Consider the following 18,109-nt stretch of genomic DNA (forward strand, 5'->3'; position numbering starts at 1 on the left):
GCAGGAGGGGGAGTTATTAAAGTTGTTTCAGCGCGGCGGGCCAATCCGGATTATTGACGATACCCAATGCCTTGAACTTGCCGTTGGGCAATACCTGCACGAACAGGGCGCTGCCGTACTGGGGGAATGTGGCGTGGGGGAAACCCAGGGTGCTTTCGAAGTCGGCAATGCAGCCGCTGTGGGTGACGAAGACCAGGTTGCGTCCCGGGGTTTTGTGGCTGAGCAGTTCTTCGCCCATGGCCGCGCCGCAGACGGCTTGCTGGCCGGAGGTCAACTCGTTTTTGCCGAACATGAAGCGCAAGGTCTGCGCGGTTCGGATGGTCGGGCTGGCAAGCACGTCACTGCCTTCCATGCCCAACGTTTTAAAGGCTTTTCCCAGGTTTTCGGCGTGTTGGCTGCCACTGATCGTCAGGCCTTCGACAGGCCCCAGGCAGGGGTTGGTGGAGCGGTCGCAGCGTTCTTCGTGACGCACCAGCACGATCAGGTCGCCATCACGCCAAAGGGGCAGCACATGGGAGTTCAACAGGCGGTTGCCGACGCCCAGGTCGCGTGGCGAGGCGTGCCAGAACAGGCTGCCGGCGAGCAGCAGGCCGACCACGAAAAGCCCCAGCCACAGCGGTTGCAAGCGCTTGAAAAAGGCTCGCCGCGAGCGTGGTTTGGTCAGGGTAAGGTCAACCACTTCATTCACCATGGGCACTGTTGGCAGCGTTGTAATTAGTTAGGCGCAACGTGTGGGCGAATGCCTCAGTGACGCAGGAGGCTGTCACAGGGTGGCTGTCTTTTCGCTGAACATGTTGCGGTTAAAAGTTGTCAGGCAGGGCAACTAACAAGTTGCCGACGAATCACCGATGGCCGGTAATCTAAACAGCCATGGGTGGGCAGTCGGTGAAATCCATGTGAAAAATTTGCATGGCCTTGGGCGGCAGCCGTTATTCTCGATGGCCACCCATCAAACGAGAGTTGTCATGTTGCAGGTGCACGCCGTGTTTAAAAGCTATGTCACTCCGCAAGGGCCGCTGGCGGTGTTGGCCGGTGTGGACCTGCACTTGGCCGAGCGCAGCAGCCTGGCGTTGATGGGCGAGTCGGGCAGCGGCAAGAGCACCCTGTTGCACCTGGTGGCCGGGCTCGACCGGCTGGACGGCGGTAGCATCCAAGTGGGCGAGCAACGCCTCGACCAGCTCAGCGAAGCGCAATTGGCCCATTGGCGGCGCACCGAAATCGGCCTGGTGTTCCAGCAGTTCAACCTGATCGGCAGTTTGCGGGTCGAGGACAACCTGGCGTTCCAGGCGCGGTTGGCGGGGCGGTTTGACCCGCAGTGGCAAGCGCAATTGGTTGAACGCCTGGGCCTGGGCGATCTGCTCAAGCGTTACCCTGAACAACTCTCCGGGGGCCAGCAGCAGCGGGTCGCGGTCGGGCGCGCATTAGCCTCAAAACCGGGCCTGTTGTTGGCCGACGAACCCACCGGCAACCTTGACGAAGCCACCAGTGACGAAGTCTTGCAACTGCTGCTGGACCTGCTGCGCGACAGCCCCACCAGCCTGTTGATGGTCACCCACAGCCCGCGCATCGCCGCACGGCTGGACCGGCAGGTGGTGCTGCAGCGTGGGCGTGTCGTCCCTGCAGGCGCCGCTTGAGATGGCGGTGTTTTACTGGACATTACGCGCGCTGCTCAGCCACTGGCGACGGCATCCCGTGCAATTTTTCAGCGTGCTCACCGGCCTGTGGCTGGCCACGGCGCTGCTGATTGGCGTGCAGGCACTCAACGGCCAGGCGCGCGACAGCTACGCCCGCGCCAGCCAGTTGATCGGCGGTGAACCCCAGGCCAGTCTCAATGCGCCGGACGACGCGAGTTTCCCCCAAGCCGTGTTTGCCCAATTGCGCCGCGCCGGCTGGCCGGTGTCGCCGGTGGTGCAGGGGCGGGTGCAGCTCCAGGGGCATGAGGCAGTACGCCTGCAATTGATGGGCATCGACCCGGTGTCGTTGCCCGGCAGTGGCGCGGTGGCAGGGCAGCGCTTGAGCCAGGCCCAGATGCTGGCGTTCTTTTCGCCGCCGGGGCGCACCTGGATCGCGCCGCAGACCTTGCAGGCCTTGGGGCTGCACGCAGGGCAGCGGCCGACCACGCTGAATGGGCACACCTTGCCGCCGCTGCAAGCCCAGGCGGATATGGCGCCCGGCCTGTTGCTCACCGATATCGGGTTTGCCCAAGCCGTGCTGGAGATGCCCGAGCGCCTGTCGCGCCTGCTGGTGGACAAAACGTTCGCCGCCGGCCATCCGACGCCGCCCGCCGGGTTGCAGCTTAAGCAGGGCGAGGACAATAACCTCGCGCGCCTCACCGAGAGCTTTCACCTGAACCTCGACGCGCTGGGCTTTCTGTCCTTTGTGGTGGGGCTGTTTATCGTGCACGCGGCCATCGGCCTGGCCCTGGAGCAACGGCGCGGGTTGCTGCGTACGTTGCGGGCCTGCGGGGTCAGCGTGCGGATGTTGATTGTCAGCCTGAGTGTGGAACTGGGCGTGCTCTCGGTGTTGGGGGGCGTGCTCGGTGTCGCCAGCGGTTACCTGTTGGCCAGCCTGTTGCTGCCGGATGTGGCCGCCAGCCTGCGCGGGTTGTATGGCGCCGAGGTGCCGGGGCAGTTGAGCCTGAGCCCGTGGTGGTGGGCGGCGGGGCTGGGCTTGAGCTTGCTCGGTGCCTTGCTCGCCGGTGCCGGCAGCCTGTGGCGGGCAGCGCGCCTGCCACTGCTGGCGCTGGCCAATGCCCAGGCCTGGCATGAGGCTCATGGGCGCTGGTTGCGCCGTCAAGGTTGGGTGGCCGGTGCCGCGTTGCTGGTTGCGGTGCTGGCGCTGTGGTTGGGCAACAGCCTGGCCGCCGGTTTTGTGCTGATGGCCGCGCTGTTGCTCGGTGCCGCCCTCGGTTTACCCGTGGTGCTCAATGGCCTGCTCAAGGCCGTGCTGGGGCGCAGCCGTTCGGTGCTCGGCCAATGGTTTCTCGCGGACTGCCGCCAGCAATTGCCGGCCTTGAGCCTGGCGCTGATGGCGCTGCTATTGGCCTTGGCCGCAAATATCGGCGCGGGTTCCATGACCTCCGGCTTTCGGCACACCTTCAATCACTGGCTGGAACAACGCCTCACGGCCGAGCTGTACCTCAACCCGCAAAACCCGGCCCAGGCGCAGCAACTCAGCACTTGGCTGGCCCGGCAACCGTTGGTGCAAACCGTGCTGCCCACCTGGCAGGTCGCCGTGCAATTGCAGGGCTGGCCGGCGGACCTGTTTGGCGTGATCGACGACCCGACCTATCGTCAGCACTGGCCGCTGCTGGACGCAGCGAGCGAACCGTGGGACCAGTTGCAGCAAGGCGACACCCTGATGCTCAGCGAGCAACTGGCGCGCCGGCTCGACGTGAGGCTGGGCGATAGCGTGAGCATTCCCACGCCACACGGTGCGTGGGCGCCGACAGTGGTCGGGATCTACGCCGACTACGGCAACCCCAAGGGCCATGTGCTGGTCAATGCCCAGCACCTGCTGGCCCACTGGCCGACGCTGTCACCGGCCCGTTTCAACCTGCGGGTAGCGCCGGCGGATGTGGCGCCCTTGGTGCGCGAGGTGCAACGCGCCTTTGCCCTGGAAGACAGCCGTATCGTCGATCAACAACAACTCAAGGGCTGGTCGAGCCAGGTGTTCGAACGCACCTTCGCCGCCACGGCCGCGCTGAATAGCCTGACGCTGGGCGTGGCCGGTGTCGCGCTGTTTATCAGCCTGTTGACCCAAAGCCAGAGCCGCCTTGGGCAACTGGCGCCGCTGTGGGCACTGGGCGTCACGCGTCGGCAATTGATGCTGCTCAACCTGGGCCAGACCTGGCTGCTGGCGGTGCTTACGCTGGTGCTGGCGTTGCCGCTTGGGCTGCTGCTGGCCTGGTGCCTGGATGCGGTGATCAATGTGCAGGCGTTTGGTTGGCGCCTGCCGTTGCAGGTGTTCCCGTGGCAGCTCGCGCAATTGCTCGGGTTGGCGATGCTGGCGACCTTGCTGGCTTCGGCTTGGCCCCTGTGGCAGTTGTATCGCAGCCGTCCTGCGGACTTGTTGAGGACGTTTGCCCATGAAGATTAACGGCCTGCTGCTGTGTGTGTGCTTGTTACTGGCCGCTTGCGACAAAGTCCCCGCGCCGCAGGAGAGCTTCGCCGGTCTGGGCAGTGACGCGGCGGACTTTGCCCAAGTGCTGCCTGGCAAGGTGTTCAGTTTCCCTGAGGATCATGGCCCCCATGAAGGTTTTCGTATCGAGTGGTGGTACGTCACCGCCAACCTCAGGGACGCGCAGGGCAATGTATTCGGCGTGCAATGGACGCTGTTCCGCAACGCCCTCAAGGCGGGGCCGACGCAAGCGGGTTGGCACGACTCGACCCTTTGGCTTGGCCATGCGGCCGTCACTTCCGCCACCCACCACTACGCCGCCGAACGTTACGCGCGCGGTGGCGTCGGCCAGGCCGGAGCCGAGGCGGTGCCGTTCAACGCCTGGATCGACGACTGGAATTTCGCCACTCGCGCCGGTGCCACCAGCCCCTTGGCGGACATGCAACTCAAGGCCAGCGGCGCGCAGTTCGCCTACGACTTGCACCTGACGTCCAGCCGCCCAGTGGTGCTGCAGGGCGACAACGGCTACAGCCGCAAATCCGACCAGGGCCAGGCGTCCTATTACTACAGCCAGCCCTTTTTCAACGCCAGCGGCAGCGTCAGCATCGACGGCAAGGTGTATCAAGTCACCGGCCCGGCCTGGCTCGACCGCGAGTGGAGCAGCCAACCCCTGAGCGCCAGCCAGACCGGTTGGGACTGGTTCTCCCTGCACTTGGACCGTGGCGAGCAGTTGATGCTGTTCCGAGTGCGGCAAACCGACGGCGCGTCTTACCTGACCGGCACCTGGATTGATCGCGAGGGCCAGACACAAACGTTGCACAACGCGGATATCCAGCTGACACCCCTGGAAACCACCACCATTGACGGGCGCAAGATGCCTACACGCTGGTCGCTGAAAATTCCCCGCAAACAGCTGGACATCACCCCCCAGGCGGTCAATCCGAACGCCTGGATGAACCTGAGTATTCCGTACTGGGAAGGGCCGGTGCGGTTTGAGGGGGGAGTGGGGTACCTCGAGATGACCGGGTATTAGTTCGGAAAATTTCCTGTAAAAATACTGGACATGCATACAGTGATTGGCTAGATTCCATCCCAGGTGACCGGATGTCACCTGAGCTTCACTTTTTAACTATGGATGGATAAAAAATGAAATCGAAAAAAGCCTTTATGCTGGGCGCGGCCATGGCGGCCTCCTGCTTCGTTTCGGCCTTTGCCCTGGCCGAGCAATACCCTCACCTGGCTGCGCAAGCCGTTAAACCTGACATCAAGCAAAGCCTGAAAGCCGCTGGCAAAGTCCCGGCCACCAAGGCGTCGGCGGCGCTGAAAAAGCAACTGAACGCAGGCGCCCAACTGAAAAAGCCAGTGTTCGCCGCGAAGGCCAAGGCCGACTCGGTGGTGGAAGACCACAGCGCACCTGCCCCGGTAACCCAAGTCAAGAAAGCCGGCGCTCAGCCAGCCACTGCCGTGCAAGCGGCGCTGGTCCAAGGCTGTGAAACCACGCTGGACGTGAATGAGTTGTACACGGTCAATGGTGTGCAAACCGGTGACCTGCTGTGCTACCACTTCAACCTGCCGCAGACGGCCCGTATCAATGCGCTGCTGGTCGGTCAGACGGCCGGTACCGACATGTCCTTGACCCTGTTCCAGGACGATGGCCAAGGCAATCCGATCCCGCTGGGCACTTCCAATAACCCCGGTACCGGTGACGAAAGCCTCAGCGGCGTATTGCCGGCGGGTGACTACTACTGGTTCATGGAAGCCAATGCGGCGGTCTCGGGTTCGAGCTTCCAGTTCGGTGTGGCGGTCAATGCCAATATCGATGCCTTCGAACCGAATGACACGCCGGACACGGCCTTCCAACTGCCGGACACCCTGAACTACATCAGCGGCAACGCCGACAGCCTCGATGATGTCGATTACTTCGACTTCACCGCTGTGCGTGGCCAGAGCGTGGGCATTGCCCTGTCGGCCGATGCCGCCAGCGGCAGCACCCGTGGCAAATGGATCCTTGAGCGCTTCGATGGCAGCCAGTGGGTCACCGTAGGTGCCAATATCGTCTCGACGTCGATCCCGAGTCCGGGTGTGGGCGGTGTGGTCAAGGTGCGGGTGCGCCCGAACCAGCACCCGAACGAGCCGTGGAGCGCGACGGGCAAATACACCCTGTCCTTTGGTTCCAACCCACGTGTCGACAACCCGGATATGAAAGGCGAGGCCAACGTGTTGCGCATCCCGTATTCCGCGTCTGATGTGGGCTACGGCTACATGACCACCCAGGCTTATCGAAACCTGACCTGGAAAATGAACCTGTCCGACAGCACCGGCGCGCCACTGGTGGGGCTGCACCCGATTGTTTATCTCGACCAGCACATCAACCCGGACACCGGCAATATCGTCTACAAGGCGTATTCGGCGGCGACCGACAGCTCCGGCCAAGCCGGTGGCACGATCAACGTGGGCACGTGCTTCGGTGACTTCCAGACCACCTTTGTCGATTACTCCCAGGGCTACAACAACACCTGGCGTACCGACTTCAACTACGGCGTGTGGCGCATGGAGGTGCTGGAGTATCCAGGCATTGGCGTCGGCGGTGAAAACACCGAGTTCGTCAGCTTTGGTCACCTGTGCAACCAAACCCTGCTCAGCAGCACCAAGAGCTAAACGCGTGTAGCCGCAAGCAATGAGGGCATACAGGCCGAGCGCCTGTGTGCCCTTTTTGCGTCAGGGCGCCAACGCCAGCGCCAACGGCACGCGCGCCATGCTCGTGCTTTTCAACGAACCCAGGTACAACCAGTTGCCATACTCCCGGGCCGTGGTGATGGGCGAGTAATTCCCCGCGCTGCCGTCCTGCAAATTGGCGATGACCTTGCCCTCGGTATCCAGCCCCAGCACGAAGGCTTTGCGCTCGATCGGCTTGGGCACCACCATCAGCGCGCGCACCATCACCTTGCGCAGCAGCGGGTAGCCGGCAAAGCTGTCCAGCAGTGGATTGCGCGGTGAGTAAAGCGCCACCCAGAAGCGGTCCTGGCCGTTGAAGCTGAGGTTGTCCGGCAGGCCGGGCAGGTTGTCGATGAACAAGTCATGAGTGCCCGCGCGCTCACCTTTGAGCCAGTAACGGCTGATGCGATAGGCGCCGGTTTCATTCACCAGCACGTAGTTTTCATCGGGGCCCAGGGCTACGCCGTTGGCGAATTGCAGCTGGTCCAGCAGTACCTCGGTGGTGCCGTTGCTGAAGTCATAGCGCAGCAGTCGGCCATCACCACCATGCTCGATCACTGCTTCACCGTCTTGGCCATAACCCCAGCGGCTCGACGCATCGCTGAAGTAGGCATAACGCCCGCTGGTGTCTACGGTGACGTCATTGGCGAACCCCAAGGGGAGGTCATGGGCGCCGGTGCTCAGGGTGGTCAGTTGGCGATTCGTAGCCAGTGCGAGCAGGCCCTTGATCCCATCGGCAATGATCAAGCGCCCGTCCGGGTGCAGCGCCATGCCCAGGGGGCGTCCGCCGGTGTTGGCCAGCACTTCCAGGCTACGGCTGTCGGGCGAGGTGCGGATGATGCGACCGTCATGCAAGCCGCTGATCAGATAGCCCTGGGCGTCCAACAGCAAGGCCTCTGGCCCGGCGATGTCTTGGGCGCCGATTTTCTGCACGCCCTTGAGGCGCTGGTTTTCGGCGTAAGGGCCGTCTTTCATCGACGGCGCTTTGGGCGGTACCCAATTCACCGGTTGTACTTTGGTCGGCATCAGCAGCAAAAAGGCGATCACCACCAGAAACAACACAAACAGCCAATGACGCAGTTTTTTTGCACGGGTACTCATGACGGTTCCTGCTTGTCGTGGGCGCTCGGCTCCCAGTGCAGGGTGCCGAACAGGTAATCCATCAGGGGGAGGACAATATTGAAGTTACGCCCCTGCATCAGCTCACGACGGTGATGCAGGGCGTGCAAGCGGTGCATCTGGCGCAGCCACGGCAGGCGCGCCACCGGGTGGCCGACAGGCAAGTGCTCGCAGGCGTGAAACAATTCGTAGAGCAAATACCCGAGGATCATGCACCCGGCGAACAGCCCGGCGACGTTGCGGCTCCATTGCTTGAGCAACCACCAGGCGGGCAGGGTGATAGCCAGGCTGTGCAGCACGATCAGCCAGGCTGGAAACAGGATCACCCGCCAATCCCGAGGGCTGTCGTAGGTCATATGGCCGGGGGTGAAGAAGCTGTGATGGTCGCCGGTGTGGCGCGCATAAAACAGCCGGGCCAACCCATGTTTATGGTGGCCGAGGTGGCGGTGGACCAGGTAGATGCAGAGGTTGAAGAACACCAGGGTCGCGGGCACGCTCAGCCATTGCAGTGCGGTAATTTGATGCGTCGATGACCAGGCCAGGGTGATGCAGACGATGCCGTAGCCGAACACAAAACTGGCGTGAAGCCAGGGGTTGTAGTGTGGCGCGACGCTGGCGCGGTAGCGGGCGCGAAAGGTCTCGGTGGGGTGGGACATGGCGGGCAGCTCGGATTTTTTTGTTGGAGGCTGAGCTTAGTTGGTGGTGGGGAATGTGCGAGTTTTAACGCGCCAATGTGGGCTTGCTGTGGCGAGGGCGCTTGCTCCCGCTGGGGTGCGGAGCGCCGCCAAAAAGCCGACTCCAGCTGCGCTGTCGAACGGGAGCAAGCGCCCTCGCCACAGCAAGCGCCCTCCCACATTTTGACGGCAGTCGACCAGCGGCCCCTTGCGCCTGCCGAATTTACTTGCTAGCTTCTCGCAAAATGTTAACGATAACATTTGCTCTAAAAATAAAAACAAAACAGAGAACCACGCCATGAAAATGCTCCCGAAAACCCTGTGTTTATTGGCTGTAAGCATCACCCTCGGCACCGCTGCCCCTGTTTTTGCCGACGCTGCAAAACCCATCCGCATCGGCGCGTCCTTCCAGGAAATCAACAACCCTTATTTCGTCACCATGAAAAACGCCCTGGAAGAAGCCGGGGCGACCATCGGCGCGAAATTGATCATCACCGACGCCCGTCACGATGTGTCCAAGCAGGTCAGTGACGTCGAAGACATGCTGCAAAAAGGCATCGATATCCTGCTGATCAACCCCACCGACTCGGTGGGCGTGCAATCGGCGGTCAAATCCGCCCACGCCGCCGGTGTCGTGGTCGTCGCGGTGGACGCCCAGGCGGACGGCCCGCTGGATTCCTTCGTCGGCTCGAAGAACTTCGACGCCGGTTTCCAGGCCTGCGAGTACCTGGCCAAGCACATCGGCGACAAAGGCAATATCGCCATCCTCGACGGCATTGCCGTGGTGCCGATCCTGGAACGCGTACGCGGCTGCAAAGAGGCCGTGGCGAAGCACCCGGACATCAAGATTGTCAGCATCCAGAATGGCAAGCAGGAACGTGACCAGGCGCTGACCGTCACCGAGAACATGTTGCAGGCCCAGCCCACCCTCAAGGGCATTTTCAGCGTGAATGACAACGGCTCGCTCGGTGCGCTCTCGGCCATCGAAGCCAGCGGCCTGGACGTGAAGCTGGTCAGCGTCGATGGCGCGCCGGAAGCGATCAAGGCGATCCAGAAGCCCGGCAGCAAATTCATCGCCACCTCGGCCCAATACCCACGTGACCAGATCCGCCTTGCGCTGGGTATCGCCCTGGCCAAGAAGTGGGGCTCGCAAGTGCCCGCCACGATCCCGGTGGACATCACCCTGATCGACCAGGCCAAGGCCAAGGATTTCAGCTGGTAAATCACCCAGGCCCCACGTAACCCGTGGGGCTTGAGGTCTCCTTCTGAATACGAGGTCGGCGGTATGAGCAGTCTTCTGAAGCTGGAAAACATCTGTAAGCGTTACCCGGGCGTACAGGCCCTCAAGTCCATCAACCTGCAGGTCGAGCGCGGCGAGATCCATGCCTTGCTCGGGGAGAATGGCGCGGGCAAATCGACGCTGATGAAGATCCTCGGCGGCGTCGAGCATCAAGACGAAGGCCAGATCCTGATCGATGGCCAGGCGCAGCATTTCGCGACCTATCGTGATGCGATTGCTGCCGGTATCGGCATCGTGTTCCAGGAGTTCAGCCTGATTCCCTACCTCACGGCGGTGGAAAACATCTTCCTCGGCCACGAGCTGAGCAACCGCTTCGGCCTGCTGCGCAAGCGCGACATGGTCGAGGCCAGCGAGGCGTTGTTCAAGCGCCTGGGCGTGACCCTCGACCTGCAATGCGCGGTCAAGCACCTGAGCGTGGCCGAGCAGCAGTTCGTCGAAATCGCCAAGGCCCTGGCCCTGGATGCGCGTCTACTGGTGCTGGATGAACCCACCGCCACCCTCACGCCCAGCGAGGCCGAGCTGCTGTTCGAGATCATGCGCGAACTCAAGCGCCAGGGCGTGGCGGTGATTTTCATCTCTCATCACCTGGAGGAGATTTTCCAGGTGTGTGACCGCATCAGCGTGCTGCGCGACGGTGGCAATGTGGGCGTCACCGATGTGGCTGACAGCGACATCGACCGGCTGGTCGAGATGATGGTCGGGCGCCGCCTGGAATGCAGTTTTCCGCCCAAGCCGAGCAGCGTACGCGGCCCGCTGTTGTTGGAGGTCAAGGACATCCAATTGGTGCGCAACGGCCCCCACAACAGCTTCCAGCTGTACAAGGGCGAGATCCTCGGCTTTGCCGGCTTGGTCGGGTCCGGTCGCACCGAACTGGCGTTGGGCATGATGGGCGCGCTGCCGTCGGTGAGCAAAGACGTGTGGTTGCGCGGTGAAAAAATCACCCTCGACGACCCGGCCCAGGCGCTGGCCCACGGCATCGGCCTACTGCCGGAAAGCCGCAAGAGCGAAGGGCTGATCACCGACTTCAGCATTCGCGAAAACATCTCCCTGAATAACCTGCCCAAGTACCAGAACGCCTCGGGCCTGATCGACAAAAGTCGTGAATGCGCCAGCGTCGAAAGCCTGATGAAGCAACTGTCGATCAAAGCCCCGAGCAGCGAAAGCCGGGTGTTCAACCTCAGCGGCGGCAACCAGCAAAAGGTCGTGATCGCCCGCTGGATCAACCACCACTGCGACGTGCTGGTGTTCGATGAACCCACCCGTGGCATTGACGTGGGCGCCAAGGCGCAGATCTACGCGCTGATGCGCAGCCTCACCGAACAGGGCTACGCAATCATCATGATTTCCTCCGAACTGCCCGAAGTCATCGGCATGTGCGACCGGGTCGCCGTGTTCCACAAGGGCGCCATCGTCAAGCTGCTGGAAGCGTCCGCCGTCAATCCTCAACAGGTCATGCGCCATGCAACAGGGGGCTCAAGTGAATACGTCCATTAATACCGTCGACAGCAGCCGGCTGCGCCTCAACCTGGCGCGGCTGGTGCGCTCGCCGGCGTTTTACCCCTTTGTCGGGTTGGTGGTGGTCACCGTGGTGATGATCCTCGCCAGCGACACCTTCCTCACCGCCAGCAACCTGTCGAACATCGCCCGCCAAGTGTCGATCAACGCGATTATCGCGGTGGGCATGACCTGCGTGATCCTTACGGGCGGCATCGACTTGTCGGTGGGGCCGGTGATGGCGTTGTCCGGCACGCTCACGGCCGGCTTGATGGTCGCGGGCCTGCCGCCCGGCCTGGCGATTGGCGCCGGGATGCTGATCGGCGTGGCCTTCGGCATCGGCAATGGCCTCTTCGTCGCTTACCTGCACATGCCGCCGATCATCGTCACCCTGGCGACCATGGGCATCGCCCGTGGCCTGGGCCTGATGTACACCGACGGCTACCCGATTTCCGGGTTACCGGACTGGTTTGCGTTTTTCGGCCGCGAAAGCCTGTTCGGCATCCAGGTGCCGATCCTGATCATGCTGCTCACCTACCTGGCCGCCTATGTGCTGCTGCAACACACGCGCATCGGTCGCTACATCTACGCCATCGGCGGCAATGAAGAAGCGGTGCGCTTGTCCGGCGTGCGCGCCGCGCGCTTCAAGCTGCTGGTGTACGGCATCAGTGGCCTGACGGCGGCGATTGCCGGGCTGGTATTGACCTCACGCCTGATGAGCGGCCAGCCGAATGCCGGCGTGTCGTTCGAGCTGGATGCGATTGCCGCCGTGGTACTCGGCGGCGCGTCGATTGCCGGCGGGCGCGGCGTGATCGCCGGCACCTTGCTCGGCGCCATGCTGCTCGGCGTATTGAACAACGGACTGAACATGCTCGGCGTTTCGCCCTACGTCCAGAGCGTGATCAAGGGCGGGATCATTTTGCTGGCGATTTTCATCAGCCGTCAGCGCCATAAATAAACTCAAGACAGGACCGAACACCATGGACAAGCACACCGAAATGCAAGCCGTCGTCTGCCACGGCCCTAAAGACTACCGCCTGGAACGCATCGGCAAACCCCAGGCGCGCGCCAATGAGCTGGTGATCCGCATCGCCGCCTGCGGCATCTGCGCCAGTGACTGCAAGTGCCACTCCGGCGCGGCGATGTTCTGGGGCGGCGACAACCCGTGGGTCAAGGCGCCGGTGGTGCCGGGGCACGAGTTTTTCGGCTATGTGGTGGAAGCGGGCGAGGGCGCCGAAGAGCACTTTGAAGTCGCGGTGGGCGACAAGGTGATCGCCGAGCAGATCGTGCCCTGCGGCAAGTGCCGCTTCTGCAAATCCGGCAAATACTGGATGTGCGAGGTGCACAACATTTTCGGCTTCCAGCGTGAAGTGGCCGAAGGTGGCATGGCCCAGTACATGCGCATCCCCAAGACCGCCATCGTGCACAAGATTCCCGAGTCGGTGTCGCTGGAAGACTCGGCGCTGGTGGAGCCGATGGCGTGTTCGATCCACACCGTCAACCGTGGCGATGTCCAGCTCGACGACGTGGTGGTGATTGCCGGTGCCGGGACCCTCGGCCTGTGCATGGTCCAGGTCGCCGCGTTGAAGACCCCGAAGAAACTGGTGGTGATCGACATGGTCGACGAGCGCCTGGAGCTGGCAAAAAAATTCGGCGCCGATGTGGTGATCAACCCGTCACGCGACAACGCCCGCGAGATCATCAACAGCCTCACCGATAACTATGGCTGCGACGTCTACATCGAAACCACCGGCGTACCGGCCGGCGTGACCCAAGGCCTGGACCTGATCCGCAAGCTCGGGCGTTTTGTCGAGTTCAGCGTGTTCGGTGCCGAGACCAGCGTCGACTGGTCGATCATCGGCGACCGCAAGGAGTTGGACGTGCGCGGCGCTCACCTCGGCCCGTATTGCTACCCGATCGCCATCGACCTGTTCGAACGCGGCCTGGTCACCTCCAAGGGCATCGTCACCCACGATTTCCCGCTGGATGACTACGCCGAAGCGTTTGAGCTGGCCAACTCGACCCAGTCAATCAAGGTGCTGCTGAAGCCGGTGGTCTGAAGATGAACTACGTGATGGGTGTCGACATAGGGACCCAGAGCACCAAGGCGCTGCTGGTGGATGCTCAAGGTACGATTATCGCGCAGCACAGCCAGGGGTATCGCGTGGATACCCCGAAAGTGCGCTGGGCCGAACAATGGCCGCAGGTCTGGCTCGATGCGGTCGAGACGTGCGTGGCGCAGTGCATGGCCAAGGCCGGCGTGGCCAAGGAACACGTGAAAGTCCTGTGCATCAGCAGCCTGTACGGCGGCTCGGGGATTGCGGTGGATGCAGCGCTCACACCGCTGCACCCGTGCCTGATCTGGATGGACCGCCGCGCCGGTGAGCAGGTCGCCTGGGTGCGTGAGCACGTGGACCTGGAGCGGCTGTTCGCGGTGACCGGTAACTCGGTGGACAGCTACTACGGCTTCACCAAGATGCTCTGGCTCAAGCAGCACCAGCCGCAAGTGTGGGCCAAGACCCGTTACCTGCTGCCGCCCAACAGCTATATCAACGCGTGCCTCACCGGTGAGCTGGCGGTGGACCATAGCAGCGCCGGCAATATCGGCGGGGTGTATGACGTGGCGGCGCGCGGCTGGTCGGGCGAGATGCTCGACGCGCTGGGTATACCGCAAGCGATGATGCCGGAGCGCCTGGTGTATTCCGGTGAGGTGGTGGGCGGCCTGCTGGAGGAGTGGGCGGCGCGCCTGGGCCTGCAGACCGGCACGCCGATCCTGGCCGGGGGGGTCGACGCGGCCATGGCCACGTTGGCCGCAGGCGTTACGCAACCGGGCAACCATGTGGCGATGATCGGCACCAGCATGTGCTGGGGTTACCTGAACCAGCAGGTGGACGCGCACCATGGGTTGGTGAGCATGCCCCACGTCTACAACGGCCACCGCGACCTGTACATCTTCGGCGGTGCGATCACGGCGGGTGCGTCGGTGAGCTGGTTTCGCGAGCAGTTCTGCCAGGCCGAGGAACAGCAAGCCAAGGCCACCGGCCAGGACAGCCTGGTACTGCTGGAACAGCGTGCGATGAACATCCCGGCGGGCAGCGAAGGCCTGTTGTTCCAGCCGTACCTGATGGGCGAACGCAGCCCGGTGTGGGATGACCGTGCCAGTGGCAGCTTTGTCGGCTTGAACCTCTACCACAGCCGCATTCACCTGTACCGCGCGGTGCTGGAGGGGGTGAGTTTCGCCCTGCGTCACAACATCGAAGCGGGCACGCGCGGCGCGCATTCGCTGGATTCACACTTGATTGTGGTGGGCGGAGCGAGCCATTCGGACCTGTGGATGCAGATCATCGCGGACGTTACGCGCTACCCGGTCTACACCATCGTGCAAGAGGTGGAAGCGGCATTGGGCGCGGCGTTGCTGGCGGCGCATACGGTGGGGCTGGTGAGTGATGAGGAGATGGACAAGGGGTGGGTGCAGCTGGCGTTGCGGGCTGAGCCAAAGGTTGAAAACGTCGGGGTTTATGACCGGGCGTTTGCCGAGTATTTGAAACTGTACCCCGCTTTGAAACCGATCATGCACAGCCTACAAACCAACTGATTCAACACAGTCCAAATGTGGGAGCTGGCTTGCCTGCGATAGCGGTGTATCAGTCGCAAATGTACTAGCTGAACCACCGCCATCGCAGGCAAGCCAGCTCCCACATTGGATCTTCATTGTTTTTGAGATCTCTATTCATGAACGCAGCCTTCAACTTCACCCACCACCGCATCCTCGTCACCGGCGCCAGCAGCGGCATCGGCCGGGAAATCGCCCTGCAACTGATCGCCAGCGGTGCTGAAGTCTTCGCCCTCGGTCGCGACGCGCAGGCCCTGGCTCAACTCGGCTGCCACGCCTTGTGCCTGGACATCGCCGACAGCACCGCCCTCGACAATGCGCTGCAAGCCCTTCCGCCGCTGCACGGCCTGGTCAACTGCGCCGGTATCTCGCGCCTGGAGCCCGCCGCCGCGATCAGCGCCGAGGCCTTCGACCAGGTGATGCAGGTCAACGCCCGCGCCGCCGCCCAGGTCGGCAGCCGCGTGGCGGCGAAAATGATCGAGGCGAGCATTGCCGGCAGCATCGTCAATGTCTCCAGCCAGGCCTCATTGGTAGCCCTGGACGATCACCTCGGCTACTGCGCTTCCAAGGCGGCGCTGGATGCGATCACCCGCGTGCAATGTGCCGAGTGGGGCCGCTTCGGCATTCGCGTTAATAGCGTCAACCCCACCGTCACGCTCACGCCGATGGCGGCCATGGCGTGGTCCGACCCGTCCAAGCGCGACCCGGCGCTGGCGGCCATTCCCCTTGGGCGTTTTGCTGAAACCGTAGAAGTGGCCTTGCCGGTGCTGTTCCTGCTGAGCAGCGCCGCAAGCATGATCAGCGGCGTCAGCCTGCCCATCGACGGCGGCTACACCAGCCGCTAGCCGTTTTCCAGCTGGCCGGCGATCACCACCTTGTCCCGTGGTTTGTAAGGGTCCTCCAGGCGGTCGAGCAGCAGGCGGACCGCGCTGCTGCCGGCCAGGGACGCATCGTGGGCTACACACGCGATGGGCACGCCGAAGATATCGGCGAAGGGCAGGCGGTCGATGCCGCAGATGGTCAGGCTGTCGTGGGGAATGTTGTGCATGCGCAGCGCGCGCAGGGCGCCGAGGGTGATCAACTGGTTGAAGCCCATGATCGCGTCCGGCGCCGAGTGTTCGGCCAGGTAGTCGAGGGTGTGCAGGTAGGAGGGCATCAGCGTGTAGTCGCCGGCCTGGACTTCGACGTGCACCTGCGGGTGTTCGGCCAGCACTTCGCGCAGGCCCTTGAGGCGCTCAACGGTGATGCGTGAATGCTCGGGGCCGGTCAGCACCAGCAGGCGCTTGAGGTCGGGCGTCTGGCGCAACAGATAATGCGCGGCCTGGATGCCGCTGTGGTAGTTGTCGAGCACCACGCGGCTGAACGGGCTGTCATGGATCGTGCGGTCGAGCAGCACCACCGGCGTCTTGCCGTTGCCCAGGCGCTCGAGGTAGTCGGGCTGGTAGCTCGGCTCATCCGAGACCGGCGACAGGATGATCCCGGCCACGCGGTAGCCCAGCAGCGTATCCACGGCTTTGCTTTCCAGCTCTTCGAGCTCATCGGTGTCCACCAGCATGATGGTGTAGCCGTGTTGTTTGGCCTCGCGGGAAATCGCCTTGATCATTTCGCTGTAGAACGGGTTGTCCACCGAGGCGGTAATCACGCCGATGATCAGGCTTTCACTGCGCTTGAGGCCACGGGCGAAGGCGTTGGGCACGTAGTCCAGCTCCCGCGCCACTTCGAGGATGCGCGCCAGGGTGGCCGGCTTGACCAGGTCGGGTTTGCTCAGCGCGCGGGACACCGTGATGGTGGTCATGCCGACTTGTTTGGCGATGTCGCTGATGGTGACGGACTTTTTCTTGTTCATCGGTAAGGCTGCGAAAGGAAACACCCGCAGGCTAGCATGCGCGCAGGCGTAGGGTGATTCAAATCAGCGGGTCCCAGCGCTGCGACCAGTCACTTTCAGCCTTGACCACTTCGCGCAGCAACCCCAGTGCCTGTTGCAACACCGCCGAATCCCGCGCCCGTGAATACACCAGGAACGTGGGGAAGCTGAACTCCGGCGCCTTGGGCACACGTTGCATCACGCCGCTGTCCAGGTAGCTTTGCACCACGCGCGTGCGGAAATACCCGGCGCCGCCGTTTTCGAGGATGTACTGCAACGCCAGCGGGCCGAGGTTGAAACTCAGCGCGGCACGCGCCTTGTCGGGCAGGGCGGCGTCATGCTGCTGGCGAAAGCCTGGGCCCCAGTCGATATACACGTAGGGGGCCGGGTTGCTCACCAGTTGCACCAGGATCAGTTTTTCTTCCAGCACTTGCTCCACCTGCAAGCCCGGCCAGTATTGCGGCTGGAACACCAGCGCGGCGTCGAGTACGCCGAGTTCCAGTTGGCGCAGCAGGTATTCGCCTTCACGGATTTCGGTGCGCAGGGCGTGGCCGGGGATGTGCTGGCGCAGGGCCTGGGCCCAGCCGAGCATCAATGGGTTGCACAGGCTGACCTCACCGCCGATGTGCAGCACATTGCGATAGCCATCCGGCAGCGGCAGGTCGCGGCGCGCAGCTTCCCAGGTTTGCAGCAACTGGTTGGCGTATACCACGAAGGCTTCGCCGTCGGCGGTCAGGCGTGCGCCGGCGCGGTTGCGGATGAACAGCGTGCTGCCGAGCTGGCTTTCCAGGTTTTTCACCCGCGCGGTGATGGCGGTCTGGGTAACGTGCAGTTTCTCGGCTGCGGCGGCCAGGCTGCCGCAGCGGGAGATTTCGAGGAAGGTGCGTGCCAGTTCGATGTCCATGAAGCCCCCGGGGATGAATGGGGGACAGTGTAATGGAATGCGGTTGAAACTGTGGGAGGGGGCTTGCTCCCGTTGGCGGCCTGACAGCTGGCCCGGATGTTGGATCAGACTGGGTACATATCCGTTATTTGGGTAACGGCTGGTATGGGTTCCGCCCTTACGGCGGGTCACTTTGGAAAAGAGCCCCAAAGTAACCAAAAGGCTCTTGCCCCAACACTCGGCACCTCGCCTAGGCTCGGTGTGCCCTCACTCCGGCTTGAATCCGTGGGCCGCCGTCATGGGCCATCCTTGGCCCAGGACGGCTAAC

General features: G+C 62.9%; 15 protein-coding genes. 10 read left to right on the forward strand and 5 right to left on the reverse strand.

Features of this window, described 5'->3' with window-relative positions; genetic code table 11:
* Positions 1 to 16: 16 nt before the first annotated feature.
* Positions 17 to 691, reverse strand: coding sequence for a lipopolysaccharide core heptose(II)-phosphate phosphatase PmrG (pmrG, locus tag AC3ZU9_RS24485; protein WP_043205588.1), 675 nt, complete (start codon positions 689 to 691; stop codon positions 17 to 19).
* Between the two features lie 274 nt (positions 692 to 965).
* Here pmrG and AC3ZU9_RS24490 point away from each other — a divergent pair, with 274 nt between their 5' ends.
* The 4 genes from AC3ZU9_RS24490 to AC3ZU9_RS24505 all read left to right on the forward strand — a co-directional run bounded on the left by AC3ZU9_RS24490 (position 966) and on the right by AC3ZU9_RS24505 (position 6,777).
* Positions 966 to 1,634 (forward strand): ABC transporter ATP-binding protein, encoded by a 669-nt coding sequence (locus AC3ZU9_RS24490; protein WP_046036508.1) that lies wholly within the window; start codon positions 966 to 968, stop codon positions 1,632 to 1,634.
* A gap of 1 nt (position 1,635) precedes the next feature.
* Positions 1,636 to 4,098, forward strand: coding sequence for an ABC transporter permease (locus AC3ZU9_RS24495; protein ID WP_490091468.1), 2,463 nt, complete (start codon positions 1,636 to 1,638; stop codon positions 4,096 to 4,098).
* The gene (locus AC3ZU9_RS24500; protein WP_490091459.1) at positions 4,088 to 5,152 is read left to right on the forward strand and encodes a lipocalin-like domain-containing protein; all 1,065 of its coding nucleotides are present in this window, start codon (positions 4,088 to 4,090) and stop codon (positions 5,150 to 5,152) included. Before AC3ZU9_RS24495 ends, AC3ZU9_RS24500 begins: the two co-directional genes overlap by 11 nt.
* A gap of 113 nt (positions 5,153 to 5,265) precedes the next feature.
* Complete coding sequence (locus tag AC3ZU9_RS24505; RefSeq protein WP_015884792.1) at positions 5,266 to 6,777, forward strand: hypothetical protein; 1,512 nt, start codon at positions 5,266 to 5,268, stop codon at positions 6,775 to 6,777.
* Between the two features lie 60 nt (positions 6,778 to 6,837).
* Here the strand turns inward: AC3ZU9_RS24505 and AC3ZU9_RS24510 are convergent, their stop codons facing one another.
* Together AC3ZU9_RS24510 and AC3ZU9_RS24515 are read right to left on the reverse strand one after the other, a co-directional pair.
* Positions 6,838 to 7,935 carry an SMP-30/gluconolactonase/LRE family protein gene (locus AC3ZU9_RS24510; RefSeq protein ID WP_490091460.1) on the reverse strand — a complete coding sequence of 366 codons (1,098 nt, stop codon included), beginning with the start codon at positions 7,933 to 7,935 and terminating at the stop codon, positions 6,838 to 6,840.
* Positions 7,932 to 8,609: a sterol desaturase family protein gene (locus tag AC3ZU9_RS24515; protein ID WP_490091461.1), complete on the reverse strand. Its 678-nt coding sequence runs from the start codon at positions 8,607 to 8,609 to the stop codon at positions 7,932 to 7,934. Before AC3ZU9_RS24515 ends, AC3ZU9_RS24510 begins: the two co-directional genes overlap by 4 nt.
* A 316-nt stretch (positions 8,610 to 8,925) precedes the next feature.
* On the opposite strand from AC3ZU9_RS24515, the gene AC3ZU9_RS24520 reads away from it, so the two are divergent.
* The 6 genes from AC3ZU9_RS24520 to AC3ZU9_RS24545 all read left to right on the forward strand — a co-directional run bounded on the left by AC3ZU9_RS24520 (position 8,926) and on the right by AC3ZU9_RS24545 (position 15,879).
* Positions 8,926 to 9,849 (forward strand): substrate-binding domain-containing protein, encoded by a 924-nt coding sequence (locus tag AC3ZU9_RS24520; protein WP_015884789.1) that lies wholly within the window; start codon positions 8,926 to 8,928, stop codon positions 9,847 to 9,849.
* 63 nt (positions 9,850 to 9,912) lie between these two features.
* The gene (locus AC3ZU9_RS24525; RefSeq protein WP_490091462.1) at positions 9,913 to 11,421 is read left to right on the forward strand and encodes a sugar ABC transporter ATP-binding protein; all 1,509 of its coding nucleotides are present in this window, start codon (positions 9,913 to 9,915) and stop codon (positions 11,419 to 11,421) included.
* Positions 11,387 to 12,379, forward strand: coding sequence for an ABC transporter permease (locus AC3ZU9_RS24530; protein WP_490091463.1), 993 nt, complete (start codon positions 11,387 to 11,389; stop codon positions 12,377 to 12,379). The genes AC3ZU9_RS24525 and AC3ZU9_RS24530 overlap by 35 nt, the downstream gene beginning before the upstream one ends.
* A gap of 22 nt (positions 12,380 to 12,401) precedes the next feature.
* On the forward strand, positions 12,402 to 13,481 hold the full coding sequence (locus AC3ZU9_RS24535) for an alcohol dehydrogenase catalytic domain-containing protein (protein WP_490091464.1): 1,080 nt from the start codon (positions 12,402 to 12,404) through the stop codon (positions 13,479 to 13,481).
* A 2-nt stretch (positions 13,482 to 13,483) separates the two neighbouring features.
* A complete protein-coding gene (locus tag AC3ZU9_RS24540; protein ID WP_490091465.1) occupies positions 13,484 to 15,016 on the forward strand; it encodes an FGGY-family carbohydrate kinase in 1,533 nt (510 codons plus the stop codon).
* A 137-nt stretch (positions 15,017 to 15,153) separates the two neighbouring features.
* Positions 15,154 to 15,879, forward strand: a complete 726-nt coding sequence (locus tag AC3ZU9_RS24545; RefSeq protein ID WP_490091466.1) for an SDR family oxidoreductase — start codon at positions 15,154 to 15,156, stop codon at positions 15,877 to 15,879.
* Here AC3ZU9_RS24545 and AC3ZU9_RS24550 read toward each other — a convergent pair.
* Positions 15,876 to 16,880: a LacI family DNA-binding transcriptional regulator gene (locus AC3ZU9_RS24550; RefSeq protein WP_015884783.1), complete on the reverse strand. Its 1,005-nt coding sequence runs from the start codon at positions 16,878 to 16,880 to the stop codon at positions 15,876 to 15,878. The genes AC3ZU9_RS24545 and AC3ZU9_RS24550 overlap by 4 nt on opposite strands.
* 58 nt (positions 16,881 to 16,938) lie before the next feature.
* A complete protein-coding gene (locus AC3ZU9_RS24555) occupies positions 16,939 to 17,802 on the reverse strand; it encodes a LysR family transcriptional regulator (protein ID WP_015884782.1) in 864 nt (287 codons plus the stop codon).
* Positions 17,803 to 18,109 lie beyond the last annotated feature (307 nt).

The organism is Pseudomonas sp. A39 (assembly GCF_058145955.1).